This is a genomic window from Bacillus sp. 01N45 (assembly GCF_056399205.1).
Genome location: NZ_JBFTQW010000003.1, coordinates 373,795 through 397,441, shown reverse-complemented (window position 1 = coordinate 397,441; position 23,647 = coordinate 373,795). Strand labels below are relative to the sequence as shown.

Annotated in this window: 27 protein-coding genes and 2 other annotated features; of the genes, 17 read left to right on the top strand and 10 right to left on the bottom strand. The window is 36.5% G+C overall.

Annotated features, from left to right (window positions below):
* Nucleotides 1–54: 54 nt before the first annotated feature.
* Together fabI and AC1DMU_RS09845 are read left to right on the top strand one after the other, a co-directional pair.
* Nucleotides 55–825, top strand: a complete 771-nt coding sequence (fabI, locus tag AC1DMU_RS09850) for an enoyl-ACP reductase FabI (protein ID WP_000421885.1) — start codon at nt 55–57, stop codon at nt 823–825.
* Nucleotides 826–966: 141 nt separating this feature from the next.
* Nucleotides 967–1,497 (top strand): spore coat CotO family protein, encoded by a 531-nt coding sequence (locus AC1DMU_RS09845; RefSeq protein ID WP_088062497.1) that lies wholly within the window; start codon nt 967–969, stop codon nt 1,495–1,497.
* 61 nt (nt 1,498–1,558) lie between these two features.
* On the opposite strand, the gene exsY is transcribed toward AC1DMU_RS09845, so the two are convergent.
* Nucleotides 1,559–2,017, bottom strand: a complete 459-nt coding sequence (exsY, locus tag AC1DMU_RS09840; protein ID WP_088062499.1) for an exosporium assembly protein ExsY — start codon at nt 2,015–2,017, stop codon at nt 1,559–1,561.
* Between the two features lie 125 nt (nt 2,018–2,142).
* On the opposite strand from exsY, the gene AC1DMU_RS09835 reads away from it, so the two are divergent.
* Nucleotides 2,143–2,502, top strand: a complete 360-nt coding sequence (locus AC1DMU_RS09835) for a DUF1360 domain-containing protein (RefSeq protein WP_000899663.1) — start codon at nt 2,143–2,145, stop codon at nt 2,500–2,502.
* Between the two features lie 101 nt (nt 2,503–2,603).
* Nucleotides 2,604–2,789 (top strand): hypothetical protein, encoded by a 186-nt coding sequence (locus AC1DMU_RS09830; RefSeq protein WP_033657682.1) that lies wholly within the window; start codon nt 2,604–2,606, stop codon nt 2,787–2,789.
* A gap of 77 nt (nt 2,790–2,866) precedes the next feature.
* On the opposite strand, the gene exsF is transcribed toward AC1DMU_RS09830, so the two are convergent.
* The 6 genes from exsF to AC1DMU_RS09800 all read right to left on the bottom strand — a co-directional run bounded on the left by exsF (nt 2,867) and on the right by AC1DMU_RS09800 (nt 8,083).
* Complete coding sequence (gene exsF, locus AC1DMU_RS09825; RefSeq protein ID WP_000492937.1) at nt 2,867–3,370, bottom strand: exosporium protein ExsF; 504 nt, start codon at nt 3,368–3,370, stop codon at nt 2,867–2,869.
* Between the two features lie 167 nt (nt 3,371–3,537).
* Complete coding sequence (gene cotY, locus AC1DMU_RS09820) at nt 3,538–4,008, bottom strand: spore coat protein CotY (protein ID WP_001277699.1); 471 nt, start codon at nt 4,006–4,008, stop codon at nt 3,538–3,540.
* Between the two features lie 142 nt (nt 4,009–4,150).
* Complete coding sequence (locus AC1DMU_RS09815; RefSeq protein ID WP_088062501.1) at nt 4,151–6,217, bottom strand: ATP-dependent helicase; 2,067 nt, start codon at nt 6,215–6,217, stop codon at nt 4,151–4,153.
* A gap of 99 nt (nt 6,218–6,316) precedes the next feature.
* A complete protein-coding gene (locus tag AC1DMU_RS09810; protein ID WP_046957039.1) occupies nt 6,317–6,739 on the bottom strand; it encodes a GNAT family N-acetyltransferase in 423 nt (140 codons plus the stop codon).
* Between the two features lies 1 nt (nt 6,740).
* Nucleotides 6,741–7,259: a YjcG family protein gene (locus AC1DMU_RS09805; protein WP_000765870.1), complete on the bottom strand. Its 519-nt coding sequence runs from the start codon at nt 7,257–7,259 to the stop codon at nt 6,741–6,743.
* Nucleotides 7,260–7,351: 92 nt separating this feature from the next.
* Nucleotides 7,352–8,083 carry an alpha/beta hydrolase gene (locus AC1DMU_RS09800; RefSeq protein ID WP_088062503.1) on the bottom strand — a complete coding sequence of 244 codons (732 nt, stop codon included), beginning with the start codon at nt 8,081–8,083 and terminating at the stop codon, nt 7,352–7,354.
* 203 nt (nt 8,084–8,286) lie between these two features.
* On the opposite strand from AC1DMU_RS09800, the gene AC1DMU_RS09795 reads away from it, so the two are divergent.
* The gene (locus tag AC1DMU_RS09795) at nt 8,287–9,198 is read left to right on the top strand and encodes a DMT family transporter (protein WP_088062505.1); all 912 of its coding nucleotides are present in this window, start codon (nt 8,287–8,289) and stop codon (nt 9,196–9,198) included.
* 75 nt (nt 9,199–9,273) lie between these two features.
* Complete coding sequence (locus tag AC1DMU_RS09790; protein ID WP_088062507.1) at nt 9,274–9,669, top strand: PH domain-containing protein; 396 nt, start codon at nt 9,274–9,276, stop codon at nt 9,667–9,669.
* 24 nt (nt 9,670–9,693) lie between these two features.
* On the opposite strand, the gene AC1DMU_RS09785 is transcribed toward AC1DMU_RS09790, so the two are convergent.
* Both AC1DMU_RS09785 and putP read right to left on the bottom strand, forming a co-directional pair.
* Nucleotides 9,694–10,092, bottom strand: coding sequence for an Ig-like domain-containing protein (locus tag AC1DMU_RS09785; protein WP_046958298.1), 399 nt, complete (start codon nt 10,090–10,092; stop codon nt 9,694–9,696).
* Nucleotides 10,093–10,255: 163 nt separating this feature from the next.
* Nucleotides 10,256–11,734, bottom strand: a complete 1,479-nt coding sequence (gene putP, locus AC1DMU_RS09780; protein ID WP_476941494.1) for a sodium/proline symporter PutP — start codon at nt 11,732–11,734, stop codon at nt 10,256–10,258.
* Nucleotides 11,735–12,040: 306 nt separating this feature from the next.
* Nucleotides 12,041–12,278 (top strand) — a binding site (T-box leader).
* Between the two features lie 42 nt (nt 12,279–12,320).
* Nucleotides 12,321–12,565 (top strand) — a binding site (T-box leader).
* A gap of 52 nt (nt 12,566–12,617) precedes the next feature.
* On the opposite strand from putP, the gene trpE reads away from it, so the two are divergent.
* The 10 genes from trpE (at nt 12,618) to AC1DMU_RS09730 (ending at nt 21,811) form a co-directional block, all read left to right on the top strand.
* Complete coding sequence (trpE, locus tag AC1DMU_RS09775; protein WP_141542785.1) at nt 12,618–14,036, top strand: anthranilate synthase component I; 1,419 nt, start codon at nt 12,618–12,620, stop codon at nt 14,034–14,036.
* On the top strand, nt 14,033–14,620 hold the full coding sequence (locus tag AC1DMU_RS09770) for an aminodeoxychorismate/anthranilate synthase component II (protein WP_000636313.1): 588 nt from the start codon (nt 14,033–14,035) through the stop codon (nt 14,618–14,620). Before trpE ends, AC1DMU_RS09770 begins: the two co-directional genes overlap by 4 nt.
* Complete coding sequence (gene trpD / locus AC1DMU_RS09765) at nt 14,617–15,642, top strand: anthranilate phosphoribosyltransferase (protein WP_088062510.1); 1,026 nt, start codon at nt 14,617–14,619, stop codon at nt 15,640–15,642. Before AC1DMU_RS09770 ends, trpD begins: the two co-directional genes overlap by 4 nt.
* 1 nt (nt 15,643) lies before the next feature.
* Nucleotides 15,644–16,405, top strand: a complete 762-nt coding sequence (trpC, locus tag AC1DMU_RS09760) for an indole-3-glycerol phosphate synthase TrpC (RefSeq protein ID WP_088062512.1) — start codon at nt 15,644–15,646, stop codon at nt 16,403–16,405.
* Nucleotides 16,402–17,016, top strand: coding sequence for a phosphoribosylanthranilate isomerase (locus AC1DMU_RS09755; protein WP_088062514.1), 615 nt, complete (start codon nt 16,402–16,404; stop codon nt 17,014–17,016). Before trpC ends, AC1DMU_RS09755 begins: the two co-directional genes overlap by 4 nt.
* Nucleotides 17,013–18,206 (top strand): tryptophan synthase subunit beta, encoded by a 1,194-nt coding sequence (trpB, locus tag AC1DMU_RS09750; RefSeq protein WP_088062516.1) that lies wholly within the window; start codon nt 17,013–17,015, stop codon nt 18,204–18,206. Before AC1DMU_RS09755 ends, trpB begins: the two co-directional genes overlap by 4 nt.
* Before the next feature lie 3 nt (nt 18,207–18,209).
* Nucleotides 18,210–18,986: a tryptophan synthase subunit alpha gene (gene trpA, locus AC1DMU_RS09745; protein WP_048545100.1), complete on the top strand. Its 777-nt coding sequence runs from the start codon at nt 18,210–18,212 to the stop codon at nt 18,984–18,986.
* Nucleotides 18,987–19,060: 74 nt separating this feature from the next.
* Nucleotides 19,061–19,420 carry a DUF4029 domain-containing protein gene (locus AC1DMU_RS09740; protein WP_087984759.1) on the top strand — a complete coding sequence of 120 codons (360 nt, stop codon included), beginning with the start codon at nt 19,061–19,063 and terminating at the stop codon, nt 19,418–19,420.
* Nucleotides 19,421–19,536: 116 nt separating this feature from the next.
* Nucleotides 19,537–21,036, top strand: a complete 1,500-nt coding sequence (locus AC1DMU_RS09735; RefSeq protein WP_088062518.1) for an L-lactate permease — start codon at nt 19,537–19,539, stop codon at nt 21,034–21,036.
* A gap of 91 nt (nt 21,037–21,127) precedes the next feature.
* A complete protein-coding gene (locus AC1DMU_RS09730) occupies nt 21,128–21,811 on the top strand; it encodes a DUF2278 family protein (RefSeq protein WP_088062520.1) in 684 nt (227 codons plus the stop codon).
* 14 nt (nt 21,812–21,825) lie between these two features.
* Here the strand turns inward: AC1DMU_RS09730 and AC1DMU_RS09725 are convergent, their stop codons facing one another.
* Nucleotides 21,826–22,659: a hypothetical protein gene (locus AC1DMU_RS09725; RefSeq protein WP_046958289.1), complete on the bottom strand. Its 834-nt coding sequence runs from the start codon at nt 22,657–22,659 to the stop codon at nt 21,826–21,828.
* 198 nt (nt 22,660–22,857) lie between these two features.
* Here AC1DMU_RS09725 and AC1DMU_RS09720 point away from each other — a divergent pair, with 198 nt between their 5' ends.
* Nucleotides 22,858–23,643 carry a zinc ribbon domain-containing protein gene (locus tag AC1DMU_RS09720; RefSeq protein WP_088062522.1) on the top strand — a complete coding sequence of 262 codons (786 nt, stop codon included), beginning with the start codon at nt 22,858–22,860 and terminating at the stop codon, nt 23,641–23,643.
* The last annotated feature ends 4 nt before the right edge of the window (nt 23,644–23,647 follow it).

Below are 23,647 nucleotides of genomic sequence, written 5' to 3'. Positions count from 1 at the left end.
AATTATAGTATCAGGTACTAATAACAAGTATAAGTAATTCTGGGAGGATATATCATGGAACTATTACAAGGGAAAACATTTGTTGTTATGGGCGTTGCGAACCAAAGAAGTATTGCGTGGGGAATTGCTCGCTCTTTGCATAATGCAGGTGCAAAATTAATATTCACATATGCAGGAGAACGTTTAGAAAGAAACGTTCGTGAATTAGCGGACACATTAGAAGGACAAGAATCACTTGTATTACCTTGTGATGTAACAAATGATGAAGAACTTACAGCTTGCTTTGAAACAATCAAGCAAGAGGTTGGTACAATTCACGGTGTTGCACACTGTATTGCTTTTGCAAATCGTGATGATTTAAAAGGTGAATTTGTAGATACTTCTCGCGATGGATTTTTACTTGCACAAAATATTAGTGCATTCTCTTTAACAGCTGTAGCAAGAGAAGCGAAGAAAGTAATGACAGAAGGCGGAAATATTTTAACGTTAACATACCTTGGCGGCGAGCGCGTTGTGAAAAACTATAACGTTATGGGTGTTGCGAAAGCTTCATTAGAAGCGAGCGTAAAATATTTAGCTAACGATTTAGGCCAACACGGCATTCGCGTTAACGCTATTTCTGCAGGACCAATTCGTACGTTATCTGCAAAAGGCGTAGGCGACTTTAACTCAATTTTAAGAGAAATTGAGGAGCGCGCACCACTTCGTCGTACAACAACTCCAGAAGAAGTTGGGGATACAGCAGTATTCTTATTCAGTGATTTAGCACGCGGCGTAACAGGAGAAAACATTCACGTTGATTCAGGGTATCATATCCTAGGATAAATATAATATTAATTTTTAAAGGACAATCTCTAAATGTTGAGATTGTCCTTTTTATTTGTTCTTAGAAAGAACAATTTTTAACGAAAGTTCTTACCACGTTATGAATATAACTATAATAGTACACAATTTATTCAGCTACGTATGGAAGTGGGAGGGACGAGTGTGAAGAATAAAAATAAAAGTTCAACAGTTGGAAAACCGTTGTTATATATTGCGCAAGTAAATTTGGAACTTGCTGCACCGAAAATAAAAAGAATTATCTTAACAAACTTTGAAAATGAAGATCGAAAAGAGGAAAGTAATAGAAACGAAAACATTGTAAGTAGTGCTGTGGAAGAGGTAATAGAGCAACAAGAAGAGGAACAAGTAGAAGAAAAAATGGAAGAAGCGGAACAAGTACAAGAGCAACAAGAACAACAAGAACCAGTGAGAACTGTCCCGTATAATAAATCATTTAAGGATATGAATAATGAAGAGAAGATTCATTTTTTATTAAACCGCCCTCATTATATTCCGAAAATAAGGTGCAGAATAAAAACAGCTACAGTCTCATATGTTGGATCAATCATATCGTATCGTAATGGAATTGTAGCTATTATGCCGCCAAATAGTATGCGAGATATTAAGTTGTCTATAGATGATATCCAATCGATTAGTATGGCGGGCTTTTAAATATGTAAAGGTGGTAGCAAATCTTCTACCACCCCAATAGTTTTTTAGTTTACTTAACTTATTAGATAGAAACGTCGCGTAAGCACTGAATCGCACAGAAACAGCTTAAATCTACAGTGATACAAGTAGATGTCGAGATTAATCTTGCATTTGGTACAGCTAAAAACGTACAAATTGGATCGTCACCAGGCGGTACAGGAGAACCGTCACCTAATACTACAGTTAACACACGTAAGACAGCACAGCTATCGTCATCTACACTTTCCACACGGAAAATTGGAGATCGGCAGCTAGTAAGGCTTGCAGATGGTGCAAATGCTTCAAATGGTGTGCCAGCTTTTGTGTATAAAATAAAAGGGCGTGTATTTGCTACTGATGCAGTGTTGTGTGCACCTAAAAATGGAATTTCACAACCAGATCCACACGTTGTTGTAGAACAATCTTGTAATTCATTGATGAATTTTACAACGTCAACTACACAATGAGAAGAGCTATGGTGTTTATTTTCGTTACAACTCATTAATGTCACTCCTTATCTTCTTGTTTGTATTTACATTAATAAGATATTGGAGTCGAGGAGATTTGGTCACAATCTCAAGACCTTTTTTTTTAAATAGGCGAAAGAAGATAAGGGAAGGTGGAATCATGCTGTTTACAAGCTGGCTTTTATTTTTTATTTTTGCGTTAGCTGCCTTTAGGCTCACTCGTTTAATTGTTTATGATAAAATTACAGCCTTTTTGCGAAGACCGTTTATTGATGAGTTAGAGATTACAGAGCCAGATGGAAGTGTATCAACTTTTACAAAAGTAAAAGGTAAAGGATTAAGAAAGTGGGTTGGCGAATTATTAAGCTGTTATTGGTGTACAGGTGTATGGGTTAGTGCTTTTTTATTAGTTTTATATAATTGGATTCCTATCGTTGCAGAGCCTTTACTTGCATTATTAGCTATTGCAGGAGCAGCGGCAATCATTGAAACGATTACAGGATATTTTATGGGAGAATAATATATTTTCATAATACGAGAAAAAGCGGAGTTTAAAGGAATGAGGGAACGGAAATAAAGAGTTGTTCATATAGTAAATAGACAGAATTGACAGTAGAGGAGATGTTTGCTGTGAGTAATAGTCCAAGGCAAAATTCATATGACCTGCAGCAATGGTATCATATACAGCAACAACACCAAGCACAACAACAGGCATACCAAGAACAATTACAACAACAAGGATTTGTGAAGAAAAAGGGATGTAATTGCGGGAAAAAGAAGAACACAATAAAACATTATGAAGAATGAAACACTCATATTACTGTGAGTGTTTTTTATTATAAATATAAAAAGCGGTATTTCTAATGAAGAAATACCGCTTTTTACTAGCTAATTTGTGCAACTGTTAATGCTGCAGCACGGATGTCCACAGTTCCAATTAACTCAACTGGTACAATTTGAATTAAATCACCAGGGTTTAAGTTAATAAGAATAACACCACTGGATACGTCTACTTCACCAGTACCAATAACGTTAGAACGAACTGCTGTACCTGATCCAGGAATAATGTTAGCTGGCGTACCTAATGATAAGAAGAAACGACCAGCTTCTGGTGCAACAGGTGAGTTATCAAGACTAATTGTTAATGTATAACTGATTTGATAAATACCAGCTCGTAGAATTCGAATACCATCTCCGACACTTACTGTATCATTTATTACAGGAACAGTAATATTTGGGTTTGGACTTACGCTAGGTAATAGTAATGGTGTGAATAGTGAAGCAAACTGAGGTGCAGACGCGTTGAAAGCAAAACCGAAGGCAGGTAGTGTACTAGCTGGTTTCGCCTCGCAATCGATTTTAGTAAATTCGCAATCAGAAGAGAACATGTTTTTCACTCCTTTATCTGTTTCTACTTTCAGTTAATGAAAAGGACAGGTTCTATGTTCTAGACAAGTTCCCAATTTTATGAAAAATACATAATAATAGCTTTTAAGCATGGATTGGGTGGCAGAAAACTCTGCCACCCAATCCATGCTTAAATTAATATTTAGTTTTATATAGAAACATCACGTAAGCATTGAATAGCGCAGAAACAACTTAAATCAACAGTAATACAAGTAGATGTCGATACTAACCTTGCATTTGGTACAGCTAAAAACGTACAGATTGGGTCATCACCAGGTGGTACAGAGGTACCATCACCTAAAACTACAGTTAATACACGTAATACAGCACAGTCATCATCATCTATACTTTCTACGCGAAAGATTGGAGATCGGCAGCTAGTAAGGCTTGAAGATGGTGCAAATGCTTCAAAAGGTTCTCCAGTCTTTGTGTATAAAATAAAAGGACGTGTATTCGCTACTGATGCATTGTTATGTGCACCTAAAAATGGAACTTCGCAACCGGATCCACATGTTGTAGTTGCGCATTCTTGTAATTCATGTATAAAACGAACGACATTCGATACACAGTTGAAATCACAATCATGGTGATGATGGTCTTCGTTACAATTGCAGCTCATTATGTTCACTCCTTATCGTGAGTTCTGACATACACTATTACAATATGAATGAGATATGGTTGATATTACGTTAATTCTTACGATAAAAGCAGGGAATTTATATAGTAGGGATGTACATAATGCAATATAAAAAAAGACATCCTTATTTAGTGGATGTCTTTTCAGGTAAATCTTTTCGCGCAGTATATAAAAAACGAGATATATCTAATTTTTTTCCTCTAAAAAATTGCGGAGAGGAAATGTAAAGTTCTTCTTTCGCACGTGTAATTGCGACATAAAGTAGTCGACGTTCTTCTTCTAAAGCTTCAGAAGTCTCTGTAACACGATCATTTGCATCTTTTAAAGAAGAAGTATGGGGAAGAATACCATCGCTCGCTCCAAGTAAAAAGACGCATGGAAATTCAAGGCCTTTTGCGTTATGAATAGACATAAGCGAAACAGCATTTTTTTCCGGCATTGTTTTTAATGCTTCCATTTCTTTTTGACCTTGAATTGCTTCATCAATAAATTGTAAATAAGCTGGAATATCGGTAAAACGAGTTGCGGACTCCATTAATTCTTCTAACATTTCTTCTTGTATATCTTTATGCATCGTAAAGGAAGAACGATCGTTACTTTGTAAGTACTCTAAATACTTTCCTTTACCATGAATAATTTCTTTTAATGCTTTTTTCGGTTCTAATTCTTTTATAAATTTAATAAAATCGATACGCTCATTTACCTTTTTTACTTGAAAAGGTTTTAAGCTCGGATTTAATAATAAGAAATGAAGAAGAGAAGGGAACCGCCCCTCACCATATTTCCATTGTTCACGTTCAATAAATGAAATACAATCATCACGCCCGATATACATAGTTGGCAATATATTTGAAAGTGATTCTAGTCGAAACGGTTCAATCACCAGTCTTAAATGATCTAATACAGGCTTAATTAAAGAATGTTCATAAAATGATTGACTCGCCCCGTGCTTAATAAATGGGATTTTGTGAATTGTAAGCTGATCAAGTAACGAACGGCTTACAGAATGTGTGCGATACAGTAAACAAAAATCTTTATAGTTGCGTTCGCCGCTATCTACTTTTTCTTGAATGAGCTGCAAAATTTGATTTGCTTCATCAAGAGTCGTAGCAGGTCTTGCGTAAAAAGGTTGTACACCTTCTTCACGCACAGAATATAGCTCTTTATCAAAACGTTCTTGATTTAGTTTGATAACTTCATTTCCAAGTCCGACGATAAAAGGATTGGATCGATAATTCGTATTAAGTGCGATAATCGTAGTGTTATCAAATTCTTTTGGAAAAGATAAAATAATTTGGTGACTTGCTCCTCGCCAGCCATATATCGCCTGGTCGTCATCACCCGCGATAAATAAATTATTTCTTGGCGTGGCTAACAATTTTACAATTTCATATTGTGCATACGATGTATCTTGAAACTCATCTACTTCAATATAGTGGAAACGTTGTTGTAATTGGGTAAGCAAAGGAGCGTTATTTTCTAACATATAATATGTTTCTAATAGGATGTCATCGAAATCAATATAATTATATCGTTGTTTCACTTCTTCAAAACGTTCGTATACTTCTTTAAATTCTTGTTCAACGGGTGTTTTTGCTTGTACATCTTTCGGACGATTCAATTTGTTTTTCTCAAGTGAAATCATCGCGAGCATTGTTTCAGCATCATAATCGTCTTTTAAACGTAATTCTTTTAAAATTTTCTTTATCATAATTTGTTTATGTTTTTCGTTTGCTAAAATTTGCTGATTATATCCTTGACTACGAAGTAATTTTAAAAAGACAGAGTGGAACGTACCAGCAACAACGTAGCTACTTGCGGCGCGATTCATACCTGGTAAATTCGCTACACGGTTTCGGATTTCTTCAGCTGCTTTTTGTGTAAATGTAAGCAATAAAATATTTCGTGGATGAACTTGTTTTACATTTACTAAATAACCTACGCGGGTTGTTAAAACAGATGTTTTCCCGCTTCCGGCACCAGCCAATGTAAGGACAGGGCCTTCTGTCGTTCGCACAGCCTCTAATTGTTTTTCATTTAAAAAAACATTTTGTTGTTCGAGAGCGCGAAAATACGCCGCATCTGCATCTTCTTCCATAATTAAATGGGTAGATGTTTTCGGAATATGATATGTTGCACGCGGAATGTCAGCGTGCGTTAATGATTTTTGTGAAAATTTTTCTTGTGTCATATATTCACCTTCAAAACTATAGCATCAACATTTAACTTTAGCGGAAGAAAAAGAAAATAGCAATGTAAAAAACAGGAGGGGATACCTCCTGTTTTCAAATTACAATTCTTTTATCATAACGATGTGAGGAATATTTGCTTCCATGAATACATCAGAATGCGTTACATATCCAAGTTTCTTATAGAAATCTTCAGCATGTGTTTGGGCATGCAGCTTTAATTTTGGTAGCGAGTTTTCATTCGCATACGCTTCAAGTGCATCCATAACAATTTTTCCAATGCCTTTTTTACGATGGGAAGCTAGTACGCAAATGCGTTCCATTTTTCCTATTCCATCCAGTATGCGAAAACGACCAGCACCAACTGGAACATCATTATCATATATAACAACGTGTGTTGAAGTTTCTTCAAACTCATCATACTCTTCGTCAGCAGAAACTTGTTGCTCATTCACAAATACTTGCTTACGTACAGAGAATGCATCTCTTAGTTGTTCGTCCGTTTGTACGATCTGTGCGTGCAAATTAGTTGTTCCCCTTTCCAAGGTGGAATGTTTCGTATACAGTCCACGTTCCGTTTTCTAATTGATATAGAAGATGGAAGCGATCAATTGGTTGTTCATAATAGAAATCTTTCATACGTAATCGACCTAATACATCAGCATGCTCTGCATCGGATAAGCCTTGTCCGATTGTTAAATGAGGTACGAAAGCGTACTCGCGTTCTTGTATAAAGAATTCGCTATGCATTTCCTCATTTAAGAAAGTAAGTTCAGGTGTTTTTTCTACTTTAAAATAAAGAACATTATTAACAGGTGCGAATGAACCAACTTTTCCGACATGAAGGGTGAAAGGGTTCGTTTTACTTGCGATTGTATGTAACTCTTTTACAATCGATTCTAATTGTTCATCTTGCGTCTCAAAGGGTGTTTTCAATGTAATATGTGGCGGGACTAATGCGTAGTGCGGATCATAACGTTTACGCAATCCGTTCGCTTTATCTTGAATCATTTTAGATGGAAAAATTACAATGCCTAATTTCATGTTCCAATTCCTCCCTTTGTAAGTCTAGTTAGATTTTGAGAAAATAACTCTCTTAATCTATTATATCAAATTATTCTGAATACTGCTCTCTATTATTTCATTGATAGAATATGAGAGAAAGCTTTCGGTAAATCAGTTTGCCAATATTTCCACGTGTGGTTACCTTCAAATTCTTCGTAATGCGTGATGAAATTTCTATCTGTCAGAAGCGTATTGAGTTCACGGTTCGGCCCAACGAAATCGGATACTTGTCCATCAGTGCGTTTTACAGCTGTTTCTTCTGTCCCAATGACGTGATAAAGGTCTAGCGCCTCCGGATTTTTAAAGTCTTTTGCCAAATTCATCACTGTGTCATCGACAAATGGTGATTGCATAACGACTTTACCGAATGTATGCGGATACATAAGTGCAGTCATAAAGGAAACTGTTCCGCCAAGAGAATCACCAATTAACACACGACCTTTTCCGATTTGGTACGTTGGATAATTTTCATCGATATATGGTGCAAGTTCATGAGCAAGGAAACGAATATACGCAGCGTTTTTCACTTCATTTGGGAAATATTTTTCTTTACGATCGTGTACATTTTTATATGGAATACCGACAATAATTGTACGGTCAATTTCTTCAGTTTCACGAAGGCGCTCAATTACACGGTGCGCTTTACCAAGCTGAAAATAATCTCTACCATCTTGTGCAATTACAACTGTATGTTTGTGTAGTGGTGTGTAATTTACTGGTAAGTAAACGAGAAGTGTAACATCTTCTTGAAGTGATGCGCTATAAAATGAAATTTCTTCAATTCTCCCTATTGTTTGATTCATGTGGATCCCCCTAAATAAAAATTTACTGTAATGATTGTAAGAGCGACGCTTGTAGTGAAAAAGAAAGAAATATTCACTAATAGGTGCTTTCGTTTCTATTTTACCATAATGGTACGAAGAATCTAAAAAATTAGTATTTAAGTTATAAAAGAAAACGGATATAATGAAGTGGGATTTTTGACAGGTGAGAGGGGAGACGGAATTTGAAACAAGAAAGATCAATCGCACTACCATTAGCAATTTCCATTATAGCCATTTCATTCGCAGCAGTTTTTGTAAAGATGTCCTCAGCACCATCTTCAATATTAAGTATGTATCGATTATGGATTATCGTACTTATTATGCTGCCTATCGTTTGGAAAAAAAAGGAGGAGTTTAGTAAGATTCAAATAAAAGATTGGGGATTTTTAATTGGATCTGGTTTCTTTTTAGCGCTTCATTTTCTTTTGTGGTTTGAATCTTTAAAGCATACGACAGTTGCTAGTTCGACGATTATTTTAGCACTTCAACCAATCGTATCTTTAGTTGGAGGTTTTTTCTTATTTAAAGAAAGAACAACATACTCAGCCATTGCGACAATGGGAATAGCGATACTAGGCGTAATGTGTATTGGGTGGGGAGATTTAGGATTAAGTGAACAAGCAATTTATGGAGATATATTATCCTTTTTAAGTGTAATAGCAGTTGTCGGTTATTTATTTATCGGACAAACGACGGTAAAGAAAGTATCACATTGGATTTACAGCTTTACAGTCTTTGCATTCGCAGGTATTTTTATGGGGATTTATAATATAGTATTGCAAGTGCCTTTTACAGGTTATACGAAGTGGGATTGGACCGTTTTTCTTTTACTTGCGGTCGTGCCGACAGTGTCACACGTCATTAATAATTGGTTATTAAACTACGTAAATGCAACAACAATTTCAATGAGTATTTTAGGTGAACCAGTTGGAGCATCTATATTAGCGTTCTTCTTACTCGGTGAAAGACTAAATGCCATGCAAATTATCGGTAGCATGCTCGTATTGTTTGGTGTATCTGTTTTCTTACTACAGCAACAAAAACGAACAGCAAAAAATGTAGTAAATGAGCCGGCGTATACACAGGAATTATAATGTTAGAGGAGAAAAGAGAAGTTGTGATACTTCTCTTTTTGTTTTACAGAAATATAGGGGAGGAAGGGAAGTTTAATGGAATTTCCATCAAAAAAAGATATATGGTTATATCCGATTTTTTTCGTTGTCATTGGAGCGTGTTTTGCTCCTCTATTTGCAGGAAAAGAGTATTTTCTTTTATTTTTTACAATTCCGTTAGCAATATTATTTATGTGGAGTTGGTTTTCGACAAAATACATCGTCGGAGAAGAAACAATTACAATTAGATCAGGTCTCGTTAAAAAAAGCATATTTATACGAGATATAAAACAAATTTCAAATACGAAAAATCCAATAGCTGCTCATGCATTGTCATTGGATCGACTTGAAATTGTTCACGGCGCACATAAAACAGAAGTTATTTCTCCTAAAGATAAAGACCAATTCATCAACCTTGTTACAAGTAAAAATTCACACATTGAAATCAAGTAAAAGAGTGGCTAGGAAGCCACTCTTTTACTTTGGATTTGTCATATAAGGTTGTACATGAATAATACATAGGTCACGGAACTTTCCTTCAGTAGTTGTGACAATTACGACTGCTCTTCCGGCACTTTTTCCAGTAATCGTTACCGTATCACCTTTTGGATACATTGTGATAACATCAGCATTCATATTTGTCCAAATAAGTTCTTTATTCGTTGCTTGCACTGGTAAAACGGAGGCTGATAACTCAGTGCTTTGTCCAGTTCTTACTTTCAACTTATTTTTTTCCATATGAACACCAATGACTGAAATAACAGAAGGAGCGATTGAAATTTTAGGTGGATTAGGTTGTATGTTCAAACGAGACGCAGAAGTATTTGTAATAGGTGAAAATTTTCGTGTTTGTTGTTGCTGGAAAGCTGCTAACATGTTGGAGTCCCCTTCCTGTATAAGTGCTGATAGTACTACTATAAAGGACTAGTGTTATGTTTAATTTAACGAAACATAAAGAAATTGTTAAATTCGAGTAGAAGGTTGTCGAACTTTCATAAAAAGAAAGCTCTGCTGATACGATAACAGCAGAGCTTTTCCTTTATAGATTATGACTATGTTGTTTTTCGAAATTCTCAAATTGCTCTTCAACTTCTTTTGAAGGTTGTGTTAGTAAACTAACAATTACGATGGCTAGTAAACTAATAGCGAAACCTGGAATCATTTCATATAAGAAATCTTTTAAGAATTCGAATTGAGTCCATATAATAACAGTAGCGGCACCAGAAATCATACCAGCAAGTGCGCCCCACTTCGTCATACGTTTCCAATATAAGCTTAATAAAATAGCAGGTCCGAATGAAGAACCGAAACCAGCCCAAGCGTATCCAACAAGAGCTAAAATCGTATCATTTTGTTTAAACGCTAATGCGCACCCAACTAATGCAATAACAAGTACAGCCATACGACCGACAAATACAAGCTCTTTATCAGAAGCAGAGCGTTTAAAGAAGGTACGATATAAGTCTTCGGTTATAGCACTAGAAGTAACGAGTAATTGAGATGAAATTGTACTCATAATAGCTGCTAAAATAGCTGCTAATAAAAATCCAGTAATAAGTGGGTGGAATAAAATTTTTCCTAGTTCAAGGAAAATTGTTTCTGGATTAGATAATGTTAACTCTTGTTGTGAGTAGTAAGYGATACCGATAAGACCAGTAAACATAGCTCCAACAACAGAGAAAATCATCCAGCTCATACCAATTCTTCGTGCGCTTTTAATCTCTTTTACAGAAGAAATCGCCATAAAGCGTACGATAATATGAGGTTGTCCAACATAACCAAGGCCCCATGCGAATAAGGAAATCATTCCTAAAGTAGAGGCACCTTTAAAAATATCTAGACGTGTTGGATCTACAGAACGAATTGTATCAAATGCAGGCCCAAGTCCGTTCGAATTCATAATTGTTACGATAGGAACAAGAATAAGAGCAATTACCATAATGATTCCTTGTACGAAGTCTGTCCAACTTACGGCTAAGAAACCACCAAATAATGTGTAAGCGACAACAACGCCAGCAACAATGAATAACCCAAAGTGGTAGTTCATACCAAATGAATTTTCAAATAATACAGCGCCTGAAACTAATCCTGAAGCTACATAAAAAGTAAAGAAAATCATAATAACAAGTCCGGATACTAAGCGTAGCATGTGAGATTTGTCGTGGAAGCGGTGTTCCAAAAATTCTGGGATAGTAATAGAGTTGTTTGCAATTTCAGAGTAGGTACGTAAGCGAGGAGCGACATAAAGCCAGTTTGCGTATGCGCCTAGTGTTAGGCCGATCGCAATCCAACTACTACTCAATCCAACGCTAAACATTGCACCGGGTAAGCCCATTAAAAGCCAACCACTCATATCGGATGCTCCAGCACTTAATGCTGTTACTGCGGGGCCTAGTGTACGCCCGCCAAGCATATAATCTGTTAAGTTGGACGTTCGTTTATAGGCGAAATAGCCAATGACTAACATCCCGAGCATGTAAATAGAGATTGAAGTTAAAGTTAACATCTGCGTACTCATGAAGTTCCCCTTCCTTTTGTCATGTCTTTTGATGCGTTATGCATATTTATAATCTATCATGATTATTCTGAAAAATCCATACAGAAATATGAATTTTCAGAAATGTAAGCGTTTTTTGATATCATTTTACTTTTTTAATATATAATATTCATACAAAAAACCTTATTTTTAATAGAGTATTTATTATATTTACATAAAAAGAGGTTGTTTTGTCAATATAATATTGAAAGGAGAGAAAAATAAAATTTTTTAAAAAGTATTGACTTATGAAAAAAGTAAGGTCTATAATGAGTGCAACTTAAAAAAATGCAAGCGTTGATGAAGAAGAGTACACATGATGAACATGTCAGAGAGCTGATGGTTGGTGCGAATCAGTATGGAATTGATGTGGAATGGGCTTCGGAGCTTCCAAACCGAAACGAAAGAAGTAGGCTTTGGCGACATGATCTCATCGATACAAGAGACACGTATTGTTTTTGATACGGTAAAGTGCGTTACATTCGTAACGAATTAAGGTGGCACCACGGGAGTACCCGTCCTTTCTATAGGATGAGTACTCCCTTTTTGTGTACAAAAAATTAAATAAATGAAATCGTTGAAGTAAGAAGAGTACGTATATTGGAGACGTTACAGAGAACCGGGGATAGGTGGGAGCCCGGTGCGGTGCCATATACGGAATGGGCTTACGAGAGGTATGCTGAACAATTATTTTCAGTAGGCAACCCGGGTTCCGCCGTTACAAGGATAAGGTATATATTTTGTACCTGAATAAAGCGGGATGCTTTTGCGTCCAACATGAGGTGGTACCACGGTAAATTTATCGTCCTCTACATATTTTCGATATGTAGGGGACTTTTTTATTTTTCAGATTGAGGTGAAAGGCATGATGACAAAAGAGGAATTTATGAAGCAAAAAGAACAGGGAAGAGCATTTTTAGTAATCGCTGAAGAAGAAGGAGATAGCATTACGCCAATTTCTTTATATAGACGTATGAAGGGAAAGAAAAAGTTTTTATTAGAAAGTTCGCAGCTTCATCAAGATAAAGGACGCTATTCTTACTTAGGATGTAATCCATATGGTGAAGTGAAAAGTGTTGGTACGGAAGTAGAACGAACGATTTACGGCCGGGCAGAAGAGTTGCAAGGTAACGTACTACAAGTGTTAGAAGAAGAAATCGCGTCAGCTCAAGTAGACAGTCCATTCCCATTTTGCGGAGGAGCAGTTGGTTATATTGGCTATGACGTCATTCGGCAATATGAAAACATTGGAGCAGATTTACACGATCCACTAAATATTCCAGAAGTACACCTTTTACTATATCGTGAGTTTATCGTGTATGACCATTTACGTCAAAAATTATCATTTGTATATGTATGCAGGGAAGATGATTCAGCAGATTATGAAGAAGTATATGAAAGATTGCAAGTATACAAAGAGGAAGTGCTGAGGGGAGAAGAAGCGGAAGTAACTGAAATAAAATCAACATTATCATTCACTTCTTCTATAACAGAAAAAGAATTTTGCGCGATGGTAGAAACGGCGAAAGAACATATAAGAGCCGGGGACATATTCCAAGTCGTACTGTCACAGCGTTTGCAAAGTGAATGTATTGGGGATCCATTCGCGTTATACCGAAAACTTCGAATTGCCAATCCGTCACCATATATGTTCTATATCGATTTTCAAGATTATGTTGTACTCGGTTCTTCGCCGGAAAGCTTGTTATCAGTTAGAGAAGATAAGGTGATGACGAATCCAATTGCGGGTACGAGGCCGAGAGGGAAAACGAAGGAGCAAGATGCGGAAATTGAAAAAGAACTGTTAGAAAATGAGAAAGAACGAGCGGAGCATATGATGCTTGTAGATCTTGGGCGAAATGATATTGGCAGAGTAAGTGAAATTGGATCCGTGACGATAGATAAATATATGAAAGTAGAAAAATACTCTCACGTTATGCACATTGTATCTGAAGTTTACGGAATATTGCGAAAAAGAATGAGTGGATTTGATGCATTAGCGTATTGCCTACCAGCAGGAACAGTGTCGGGAGCTCCGAAAATTAGAGCGATGGAAATTATAAATGAGCTAGAGAATGAAAAAAGAAATGTATACGCAGGTGCAGTTGGATACGTTAGTTTTTCAGGGAATCTTGATATGGCGCTCGCCATTCGAACAATGGTCGTAAAGGATGAAAAAGCATACGTTCAGGCAGGAGCGGGAATTGTTTATGATTCAGACCCAGTAGCTGAATATGAAGAAACGTTAAATAAAGCGAGAGCACTATTGGAGGTAATGAAATGATTGTACTAATTGATAATTACGATTCATTCACATATAACTTGTATCAACTGTTAGGTGAATGCGAGGAAGAAATTGTTGTCGTAAGAAATGATCAAATAACGATAGAACAGTTAGAAGGGATGAATCCAACAGGAATTGTGCTATCACCAGGACCAGGAAAACCAGAGGATGCTGGCATTTGTATCGAAGTGATTCGTCATTTTTATAAGAACGTTCCCATATTAGGTATTTGCCTTGGTCATCAAGCAATTATATCAGCATTTGGAGGAGACATTGTAAGAGCAGGACGCATTAAACACGGTAAAACATCACGTGTAAAACATAATGGAACTTCAATCTTTTCATATGTAACACAGCCATTAACGGCGATGCGCTACCATTCCCTTGTTGCAGCGCAAACGAGCTTGCCAGAGTGTTTTGACATACTAGCGACAGCGATGGACGATGGAGAAATTATGGCAGTTCGTCACAATTATTATCCGCTATTCGGATTACAGTTTCATCCGGAATCAATCGCGACAGAAGAAGGTGGAAAGTTAATACGTGCCTTTTTAACAGAAGTGAAGGAGGAGGAAAGAGTATGAATAACTATCTTCGTAAATTAGTGGAGGGACAACATTTAACAGAAGAGGAGATGTATAGAGCAGGGCTTCTTTTATTAAATGAAAACATATTGGAGAGTGAAATTGCAGCTTTCTTAGTATTACTGAAAGCGAAAGGTGAAACAGCAGAAGAAATATATGGCCTTGTTCGAGCTCTTCGTGAAAAGGCATTACCGTTTTCGAACCATATACAAGGAGCGATGGACAATTGTGGGACGGGTGGTGACGGTGCCCAAACGTTTAATATTAGTACAACATCGGCATTTGTACTGGCAGGAGCTGGCGTAAAGGTTGCAAAACATGGTAATCGAGCTGTTTCTAGTAAAACAGGAAGTGCAGATTTATTAGAAGAACTCGGTGTAAATATTAGCAGTACGCCAAACGAAATTGATCATTTATTAGAGCATGTCGGCATCGCATTTTTATTTGCACCAGCGATGCATCCAGCATTAAGACGTATTATGAAAATAAGAAAAGAATTGAATGTGCCGACGATTTTTAACTTAATTGGTCCTTTAACAAATCCGGTAAATTTAGAAACACAATTTGTCGGCATTTATAAACGAGATATGTTACTACCAGTTGCGCAAGTATTACAGAAACTAGGCAGAAAACAAGCGCTTGTCGTAAACGGAAGTGGATTTTTAGATGAAGCATCATTACAAGGAGAGAATTATGTTGTCATTTTGAAAGATAATGAAATAGTAGAAACGAGTATTGAACCTAAGAAATATGGTTTCTCAATAGTGAAAAACGAAGAGATTAGAGGCGGGGATTCGAAAGAAAATGCAAAGATTACGCTCGGAGTATTAAGCGGAGAAAAGAATGTTTACCGCGATACAGTTTTATTAAATGCAGGTCTAGCCCTTTTTGCAAATGGAAAAGCAGAAACGATTGAAGAAGGAATTACACTAGCGGCATATAGCATTGACTCTGGAAAAGCATTAGCCAAACTAAACTTATTAATTGCAGCAAGTAATGAAAAATTAGAAAGGGTGAATTAACGTGGGGACGATTTTAGATAAAATTGTAGACCAAAAGAAAAAGGAAGTTGCGGCATTATATGAAACGTATACGCCATTAAAAGAAAGTAGAAAGACACTTTCACTTGTAGAAGCATTACAGCAGTTTACTGTCATTGCAGAAGTAAAGCGAGCATCACCATCAAAAGGAGATATTAATTTACACGTTGATGTACGAAAACAAGTGAAAATATATGAAGAATGCGGCGCAGGAGCAGTATCTGTTTTAACAGACGGTCAATTTTTTAAAGGGTCGTTTCACGATTTACAAACGGCAAGAGCAGAAAGTAACATTCCGCTTTTATGTAAAGATTTCATAATTGATAAGATTCAAATTGATAGGGCGTATGAAGCTGGAGCAGATATTATTTTATTAATTGTAGCGGCGTTAACGAAAGAAAAATTAAAAGAGCTGTACAGCTACGTACTAGAAAAAGGATTAGAGGCAATTGTTGAAGTTCATGATGAGCAGGAATTAGAAATTGCAATTCAATTAAATCCGCACGTTATCGGTATTAACAACCGTAATTTAAAAACATTCGAAGTCGATTTAAGCCAAACAGAAAAGCTTGGAAAACGATTAAACGAGGAGAAATTACTTTGGGTTAGTGAAAGTGGGATTCATTCAAAGGAAGATATTATCCGTGTTAAAAAAGCTGGAGCGAAAGGTGTATTAGTTGGAGAAGCACTTATGACATCATCTTCTATTCATACCTTTTTTGAAGATTGTAAGGTGAACATATGAAAGTGAAAATTTGCGGTATCACTGATGTTGAAACGGCAAAACGTGCTTGCGAATACGGAGCTGATGCACTCGGATTTGTTTTTGCAGAAAGTAAGCGGAAAATCACTCCAGTGCTAGCGAAAGAAATCATTCAGGAGCTTCCAACAAACGTGTTAAAGGTTGGTGTTTTCGTAAATGAATCAGTAGAAGTAATCGAGAAAATTGCAGATGATTGCGGGTTAACACATGTGCAACTACATGGAGATGAAGACAATCATCAAATCAGAAGATTGAATATTCCGTCTATAAAATCACTTGGGGTAACTTCAGAGAGTGATATGAAAAATGCTCAAACATATGAAACGGATTATATATTGTTTGATAGTCCGAAAGAAAAGTTTCACGGGGGAAATGGAAAGAAATTTTCATGGGAGTTACTCGCACATATGTCAAAAAAATTGCGAGAGAAAACGATATTAGCTGGTGGGTTAAACGCTCTTAATATAGAAGAAGCGATTCGAACTATTCAGCCATACATGGTCGATGTAAGTAGCGGAGTGGAGACAGAAGGAAAGAAAGATGTAGAGAAAATAAAACAATTTATTATAAAAGCGAAGGAGTGTTCCAAATGAATTACGCATATCCAGATGAAAAAGGTCACTACGGTATATACGGAGGACGATACGTTCCAGAAACGTTAATGCAATCTGTATTAGAACTAGAAGAAACATATAAAGAAGCAATGCAAGATGAAGGGTTTCAAAAGGAATTAAATCATTATTTAAAAACGTACGTCGGAAGAGAAACACCGCTTTATTTCGCTGAAAATATGACGAAGTATTGCGGCGGTGCAAAGATTTATTTAAAACGTGAAGATTTGAACCATACAGGAGCTCATAAAATTAACAATACAATCGGTCAGGCACTACTTGCAGTACGAATGGGCAAGAAAAAAGTTGTCGCTGAAACAGGAGCAGGACAACACGGAGTTGCAACAGCTACTGTATGTGCCCTACTCGGATTAGAATGCGTCATCTTTATGGGAGAAGAAGATGTGAGACGTCAAAAATTAAATGTGTTCCGAATGGAATTACTCGGAGCGAAAGTAGAAAGCGTAGCGGCAGGTAGCGGCACATTAAAAGATGCGGTAAACGAGGCGCTTCGCTACTGGGTTTCACATGTACACGATACACACTACATTATGGGATCCGTTCTTGGACCACATCCATTCCCGCAAATTGTTCGTGATTTCCAAAGTGTAATTGGGAAAGAAACGAAAAAACAATATGAAGCGTTAGAAGGGAAATTACCAGAGGCAGTCGTTGCATGTATTGGTGGTGGTAGTAATGCGATGGGCATGTTTTATCCGTTCGTACACGATGAAGAAGTCGCTCTTTACGGCGTAGAAGCAGCTGGGAAAGGTGTTCATACAGAAAAGCACGCAGCTACTTTAACGAAAGGAAGCGTTGGTGTTTTACACGGATCGATGATGTACCTTCTGCAAAATGAAGAAGGACAAATTCAAGAAGCACATTCTATTTCAGCGGGACTCGATTATCCAGGTGTTGGGCCAGAACATAGCTTGCTAAAAGATATTGGACGCGTTTCTTATAATTCAATAACAGACGAAGAAGCGTTAGAAGCATTTCAATTATTAACGAAAAAAGAAGGGATTATTCCGGCGTTAGAAAGCTCACATGCTGTCGCATACGCATTAAAATTAGCGCCGCAAATGAAGAAAGACGAAGGGCTTGTCATTTGTTTATCTGGCCGCGGGGATAAAGATGTAGAGAGTATAAAACGTTATATGGAAGAGGTGTAAAAAATGGGAGTAGAAAAAATTAAAGCAGCGTTTGAAAATGGTAAGAAAGCATTTATTCCGTACGTAATGGGCGGAGATGGTGGCCTTGAAAAATTAAAAGAAAGAATTTGTTTTCTAGACGAAGCAGGAGCAAGTATCGTTGAAATCGGTATTCCGTTTTCAGATCCAGTCGCAGACGGTCCAACGATTCAAAGAGCAGGGAAACGAGCGCTAGATAGCGGTGTAACATTAAAAGGCATTTTTCAAGCATTAATAGAGGTAAGGAAAAAAGTACAAATTCCGTTTGTACTCATGACATATTTAAATCCAGTACTCGCATTCGGAAAAGAACGATTCATCGAAAACTGTATAGAAGCAGGTGTAGACGGTATGATCGTTCCGGATTTACCGTATGAAGAACAAAATATTATTGCCCCGTTACTTCGAGAGGCAAACATTGCGCTAATTCCACTCGTTACAGTAACGAGCCCAATTGAGCGAATTGAAAAAATTACGAGTGAATCAGAAGGGTTCGTTTACGCTGTTACAGTAGCGGGCGTAACAGGAGTACGTCAAAACTTTAAAGGTGAGATTCATAGTTACTTAGAAAAAGTAAAATCACATACACATTTACCGGTAGTGGCAGGGTTCGGTATTTCAACGAAGGAACATGTAGAAGAAATGATTACAATATGTGATGGAGTAGTCGTTGGAAGTAAAGTTATCGAGCTGTTAGAAAATGAAAAACGAGAAGAAATATGTGAATTAATACAGGCAACAAAACAAAAAGAAGAGGCATAAGTCTCTTCTTTTTGTTTTACGTAATAAATGTTAAAATATACAGAAAATACATATAACTTAGAGGGTGAGAAAGCATGCTAAGACGGAAACTACTATATCTTCTTCTAACTGTACCATTATACGCTTGGCTCATTAGCATGACGAAAATAGAGGTGATGGCTCTATTTTTAGGATATGTATTCATCTTTTCCAACTTAAATCGCATTCAAGAGCAATCTATTTTAGAAATATGTATATTTTCGATTAGTATAGAACTATTTAGTATCGTTTCGATTGTATTATTAAACGAATTATTTCGCTGGATCCATTCATTTGAATTAATGAAATTTGGAAATGTTGTATTGCAAGTAATATGTGCTTATATTGTGTTTGTTGTATTAGACAAAATAGTTGGACAGCAGAGCGTTTTTCAGGATAAAAGAAAATGGGAGTGATTCAAAAAAGGAGCTAAATGGCTCCTTTTTTGAATCTGTAGTAAAAACAATTGAAAATTATGATATCTGTTATATAATAGTTAAAAATTGTATTTTTAATGAAAAGAGATGATAACATGGCCGTATTGTTGGCACTTATCCCAATTATGATGATTTTCATTTGTTTATTTTTATTTAAACAAACGTCATTAAGGTCCTCTTTAATTGCTTACGTTGTGTCTGTTGGAATCGTTTTACTCTCGCCAACGTTTCAACTAGGGATAAGTGAAACTGTGCACGCAACGATTAAAGGTTGGTTAATTTGTTTTATTGTCGGGTACGTGTTGTTTTTCGGTATTTTTTTATTTCACCTCATGAACAAAATGGGGTACATCGATCAAGTAGCACGTTTTCTAGAAGAAGTGACGCACGATCGTTTATTACAAATGCTCCTTATGTGTTTTGGTATTTGTCCGCTAATCGAATCAGTAAGTGGATTCGGAATTGGCTTCATGGTTGCAGCACCTATCTTTCTATCATTAGGCTATAAACCGTTTCAAGCTGTACTACTTTCATTTATTGGTTTACTAGCTAGTTCATGGGGCGCAATGGCAACTGGTACGATTATCGGTTCGCAGCTTATAAATATGCCGCTTACAACACTTGGCACAAATACGGCACTACTAAGCATTCCGATGTTTGCTTATTTCGTCATCCTTTCTTTACACGTTGTTGGTGGTTGGCAGGCTGTTATTGAAAAGTGGAAAGAAGGATTCGGTTTCTTTCTATTATTTTCTCTCGGAATCTATCTTTCTAACGCATACGTAAGTGTTGAACTAGCAGGTATATTAAGTTCCATCGTTACAATTGCATTTGGCTTTCTTATCATTAAATTAAAAGGGAAAAATGAACAAAATTTAATGACAGAACATGCTGCGGCAACGGAGAGAGAAGTATCTATTATAAAAATTATTAGCCCTTATATATTCCTAACAGTTTGTATTTTACTTTCTCGCCTCGTACCAGCATTACATGATGTATTCAGATCATATGCAGTCCTTGATTTAAAATCATACTCTTATAAACTGGAGCTACTATATTCACCAGGATTTTGGCTCGGTATGACTTGCTTATTTACTATTATTTTCTTCCGCATTCCATCTCATATTATTAAACAATCACTCTCGCAAACGATAAAACAATGGATTCCTTTTGCGATTACAACGACAATGTTTATCACCATTTCAGAACTAATGGGTGCATCTGGCATGCATTCATTACTGGCAAAAACAGCTGGTGAAACATTTGGAACATTTTTCGTTTTCGTTGCTCCGTTTATCGGCGGAATCGGTGGCTTTTTAACAGGTAGTAACGCAGGATCAAATGCGATGTTCATAAAACTACAAATGCAAACTGCGCAAAACGTAGCACTCCCTTGGCAATACGTTACAACACTGCAAAACACCGCATCATCAGTAGCGACAATCGCTTGCCCGTCACGGATTACGTTAGGTGCTTATTTATGTAATATACCGTATCGTGAAAATGAACTATTAAAGAAGACGACGTTAATGATTTTTGGTGCGGTGTTGCTTGTAGTGGTAGAGGTTATTTTTTGGTATCTGTTGAGAAAATAAGAAATCCTCCTGAGAAAGGAGGATTTTCTTTTTATATGGATAATGCCTTAAGTATGAAAAGCTTCTACTAAATGAATAGGAGATGAAATGTATGCCCCTAAAAAACTACGGCGTGTTAAAAGGTACAGTTATACAATCAAAGATTGGAAAAGGGAAAACACCTCATTATCAAGTTCATTTACAAGGCGAAGCAGGAGTAGATTATCGTATTGCAATTAACGTGAAATCGCAAAGTTATCCGTCAGAGGTTTTATATTTTGCGAGTACCGATATTCGGTCAGAGGCGATTCACATTTTACCGACATTACCATTCGGTTTTACAGAAGTTAAAAACAATGAGCCGAAAGTAGCTTTAGACTACGTAAGAGGTAATGTATTTGATTCGAAGCAAATGATTCCTTTACCAGCTGAAAAAGCAGGAGTGGATAATGATTTAAATGAAAAAATAGAGCGTTATATAAAACGAGCGGTAGAAGAAAAAGCAATTATTTATGCGTTCGGTGAAAGATGGGGACCAGAAGAAAATACACCTGATTCTTACTTTCATTTCGAGCCAGGAAACGGTATACACGATATTCATATGAATCAAGGGAATGTAGAGAAATGGAAAGGTGATAATGGTATATGGCAAGACGGGGGAATACTTATTCACTTTGAAAAGGAAGAAGAATGGATCGGTATCTTTCTTGCCTTCCAATCACAGTCATGGTGTACTGATGAAGAAGGACATGCTCGTGTTCCGGTTGAGCATTGTGATTATAAGGGAAATAAATGATGAGAGGAGGGCGTTCAAAACGAACGCCCTCCTCTTATTTTATAAAACCCAAAACTAACAAGTGTAGAAATACAAGAGAACAGCAGAGCCACACTAGAAAACGCAATGAGGTACATATTATACTTCATCACTTTTCCAATGAGCTGGTTACTGTCGTACTGAAATAGTCCTGCTATTATGTTGAATAAAAATAATACGATAAACATGACGATAACACCGTCTATTGATCCTTTAATATCTGGTTTACTTAAAGCGATATGTGCAGAAATACAAATGGCGATAAATAAAAATAACCAAAAAGAAGGATTTAATAAATTACTTATTGTAAATAAGCTTTTCAATAATACAAACGTCGATAAAAGCATGTTTTGAACCATTTCTATATTAATAGAAGTAGAAGCGATTGTTTTTTCGAGGGTTGTATTAAATAAGAAATATGAATTTGGTACGAAATAGCGCATTAAAAGGATTAACGCAGTAATACCGGAAATAATAGGACCGATTCCAATGAAGAAGTTCCCAATTCGTTGATATACACTTTTTTGATTGTATTGATGTTGTACGTAGCCTAAAGCACCTTGGCTTGTATCTGTTGGGAAAAACTGCGTTGCTACAATTTTATGACGAAATAGTACACACATAATGGCATGTCCAAGTTCATGAATAGGAACACCAATCCACGCCGTTAAAAGGAATCCTTTTCTTCCGAAAGCTCTCGACCAATACATGCGTGTGAGAGATTCTAAATAACCTAATAGAAATCCAATTACAATGATAACGCCAATTAAAGAAAATAATTGGATTACGCTTGTAAGGAGTATTTGAAAAATTGAGTTTACTAATTCCATTACCAGTCATCCAATCTGTTAAAAATGTTATTTGTTCTGTTTCATAATAGCATTATTTTTCAAGATTGCTAGCACATATATTTTCATTTGAAAGAAGGATTTCATAATCTTTTTCTTGTAGTCATGTTTTATGTACAAAGTCATATATTGAATTTGTAACACCCTATATGGTATCTGCTTAAGGGGGGGGATGCGATAATGAAATGTCCGGCGTGTCATACGGAAAATACAGCAGAGGCAAAATTTTGCGGGAATTGTGGACATTCGTTGACGGAGGAAGCCGTAGCGAGTGGTGCACAGGAGGAAGGTGAGCAACAAGCACGCGTAGCACCAGCAGAGGAAACTCGATCAAATGAAACGGTAGAGCAAGCGAAGCGGTTTGCAAGTGGCTACTTTCAGTTTTTTAAACACGCATTACAAGCACCGACAGCTATTATGAAAAGTGGCAAGGTTGAAGTACGAAATGGAATTGTAAGTCTTGTTCTTATTTGTTTTTTAGGGGCATGTATTTTTTATAGAATGATGAGTGCTGCAGCAGCTGTTACGAAAACATTTGCACCAGATATATCTACTCCTACATTCTTTTTGGACTCTGTAACGGTCTTTTTATTTTTACTTATTTTAACTTTATTTGTCGGATTTATTATTTTTGTCAGTGGGAAGATGATGAAATCATCTTTTTCGTTTCTTGAAGTATTTGGAATATGGGGAACGATAGCAACTCCGGTAATTGCTATATTAGTGCTTTCTTTTCTGTTTAGCTTTTTATTAATCTTTTTCTTACCAATTTTATTAGGGCTGGCTACAACATATATGGGAATTAGTATAATTGTAGCTACAGTAAAACTAGATAACGGTGGATTAGATCTTGTTTACACTCTTTTTATCGCAAATATTTTCATTGGAATTGCAACATTCATTGTACTGTGGTCTTACATTAGCACGATAATTCAAACCTTTACACAGGGATTAAAGGGCCTCTAAAGAA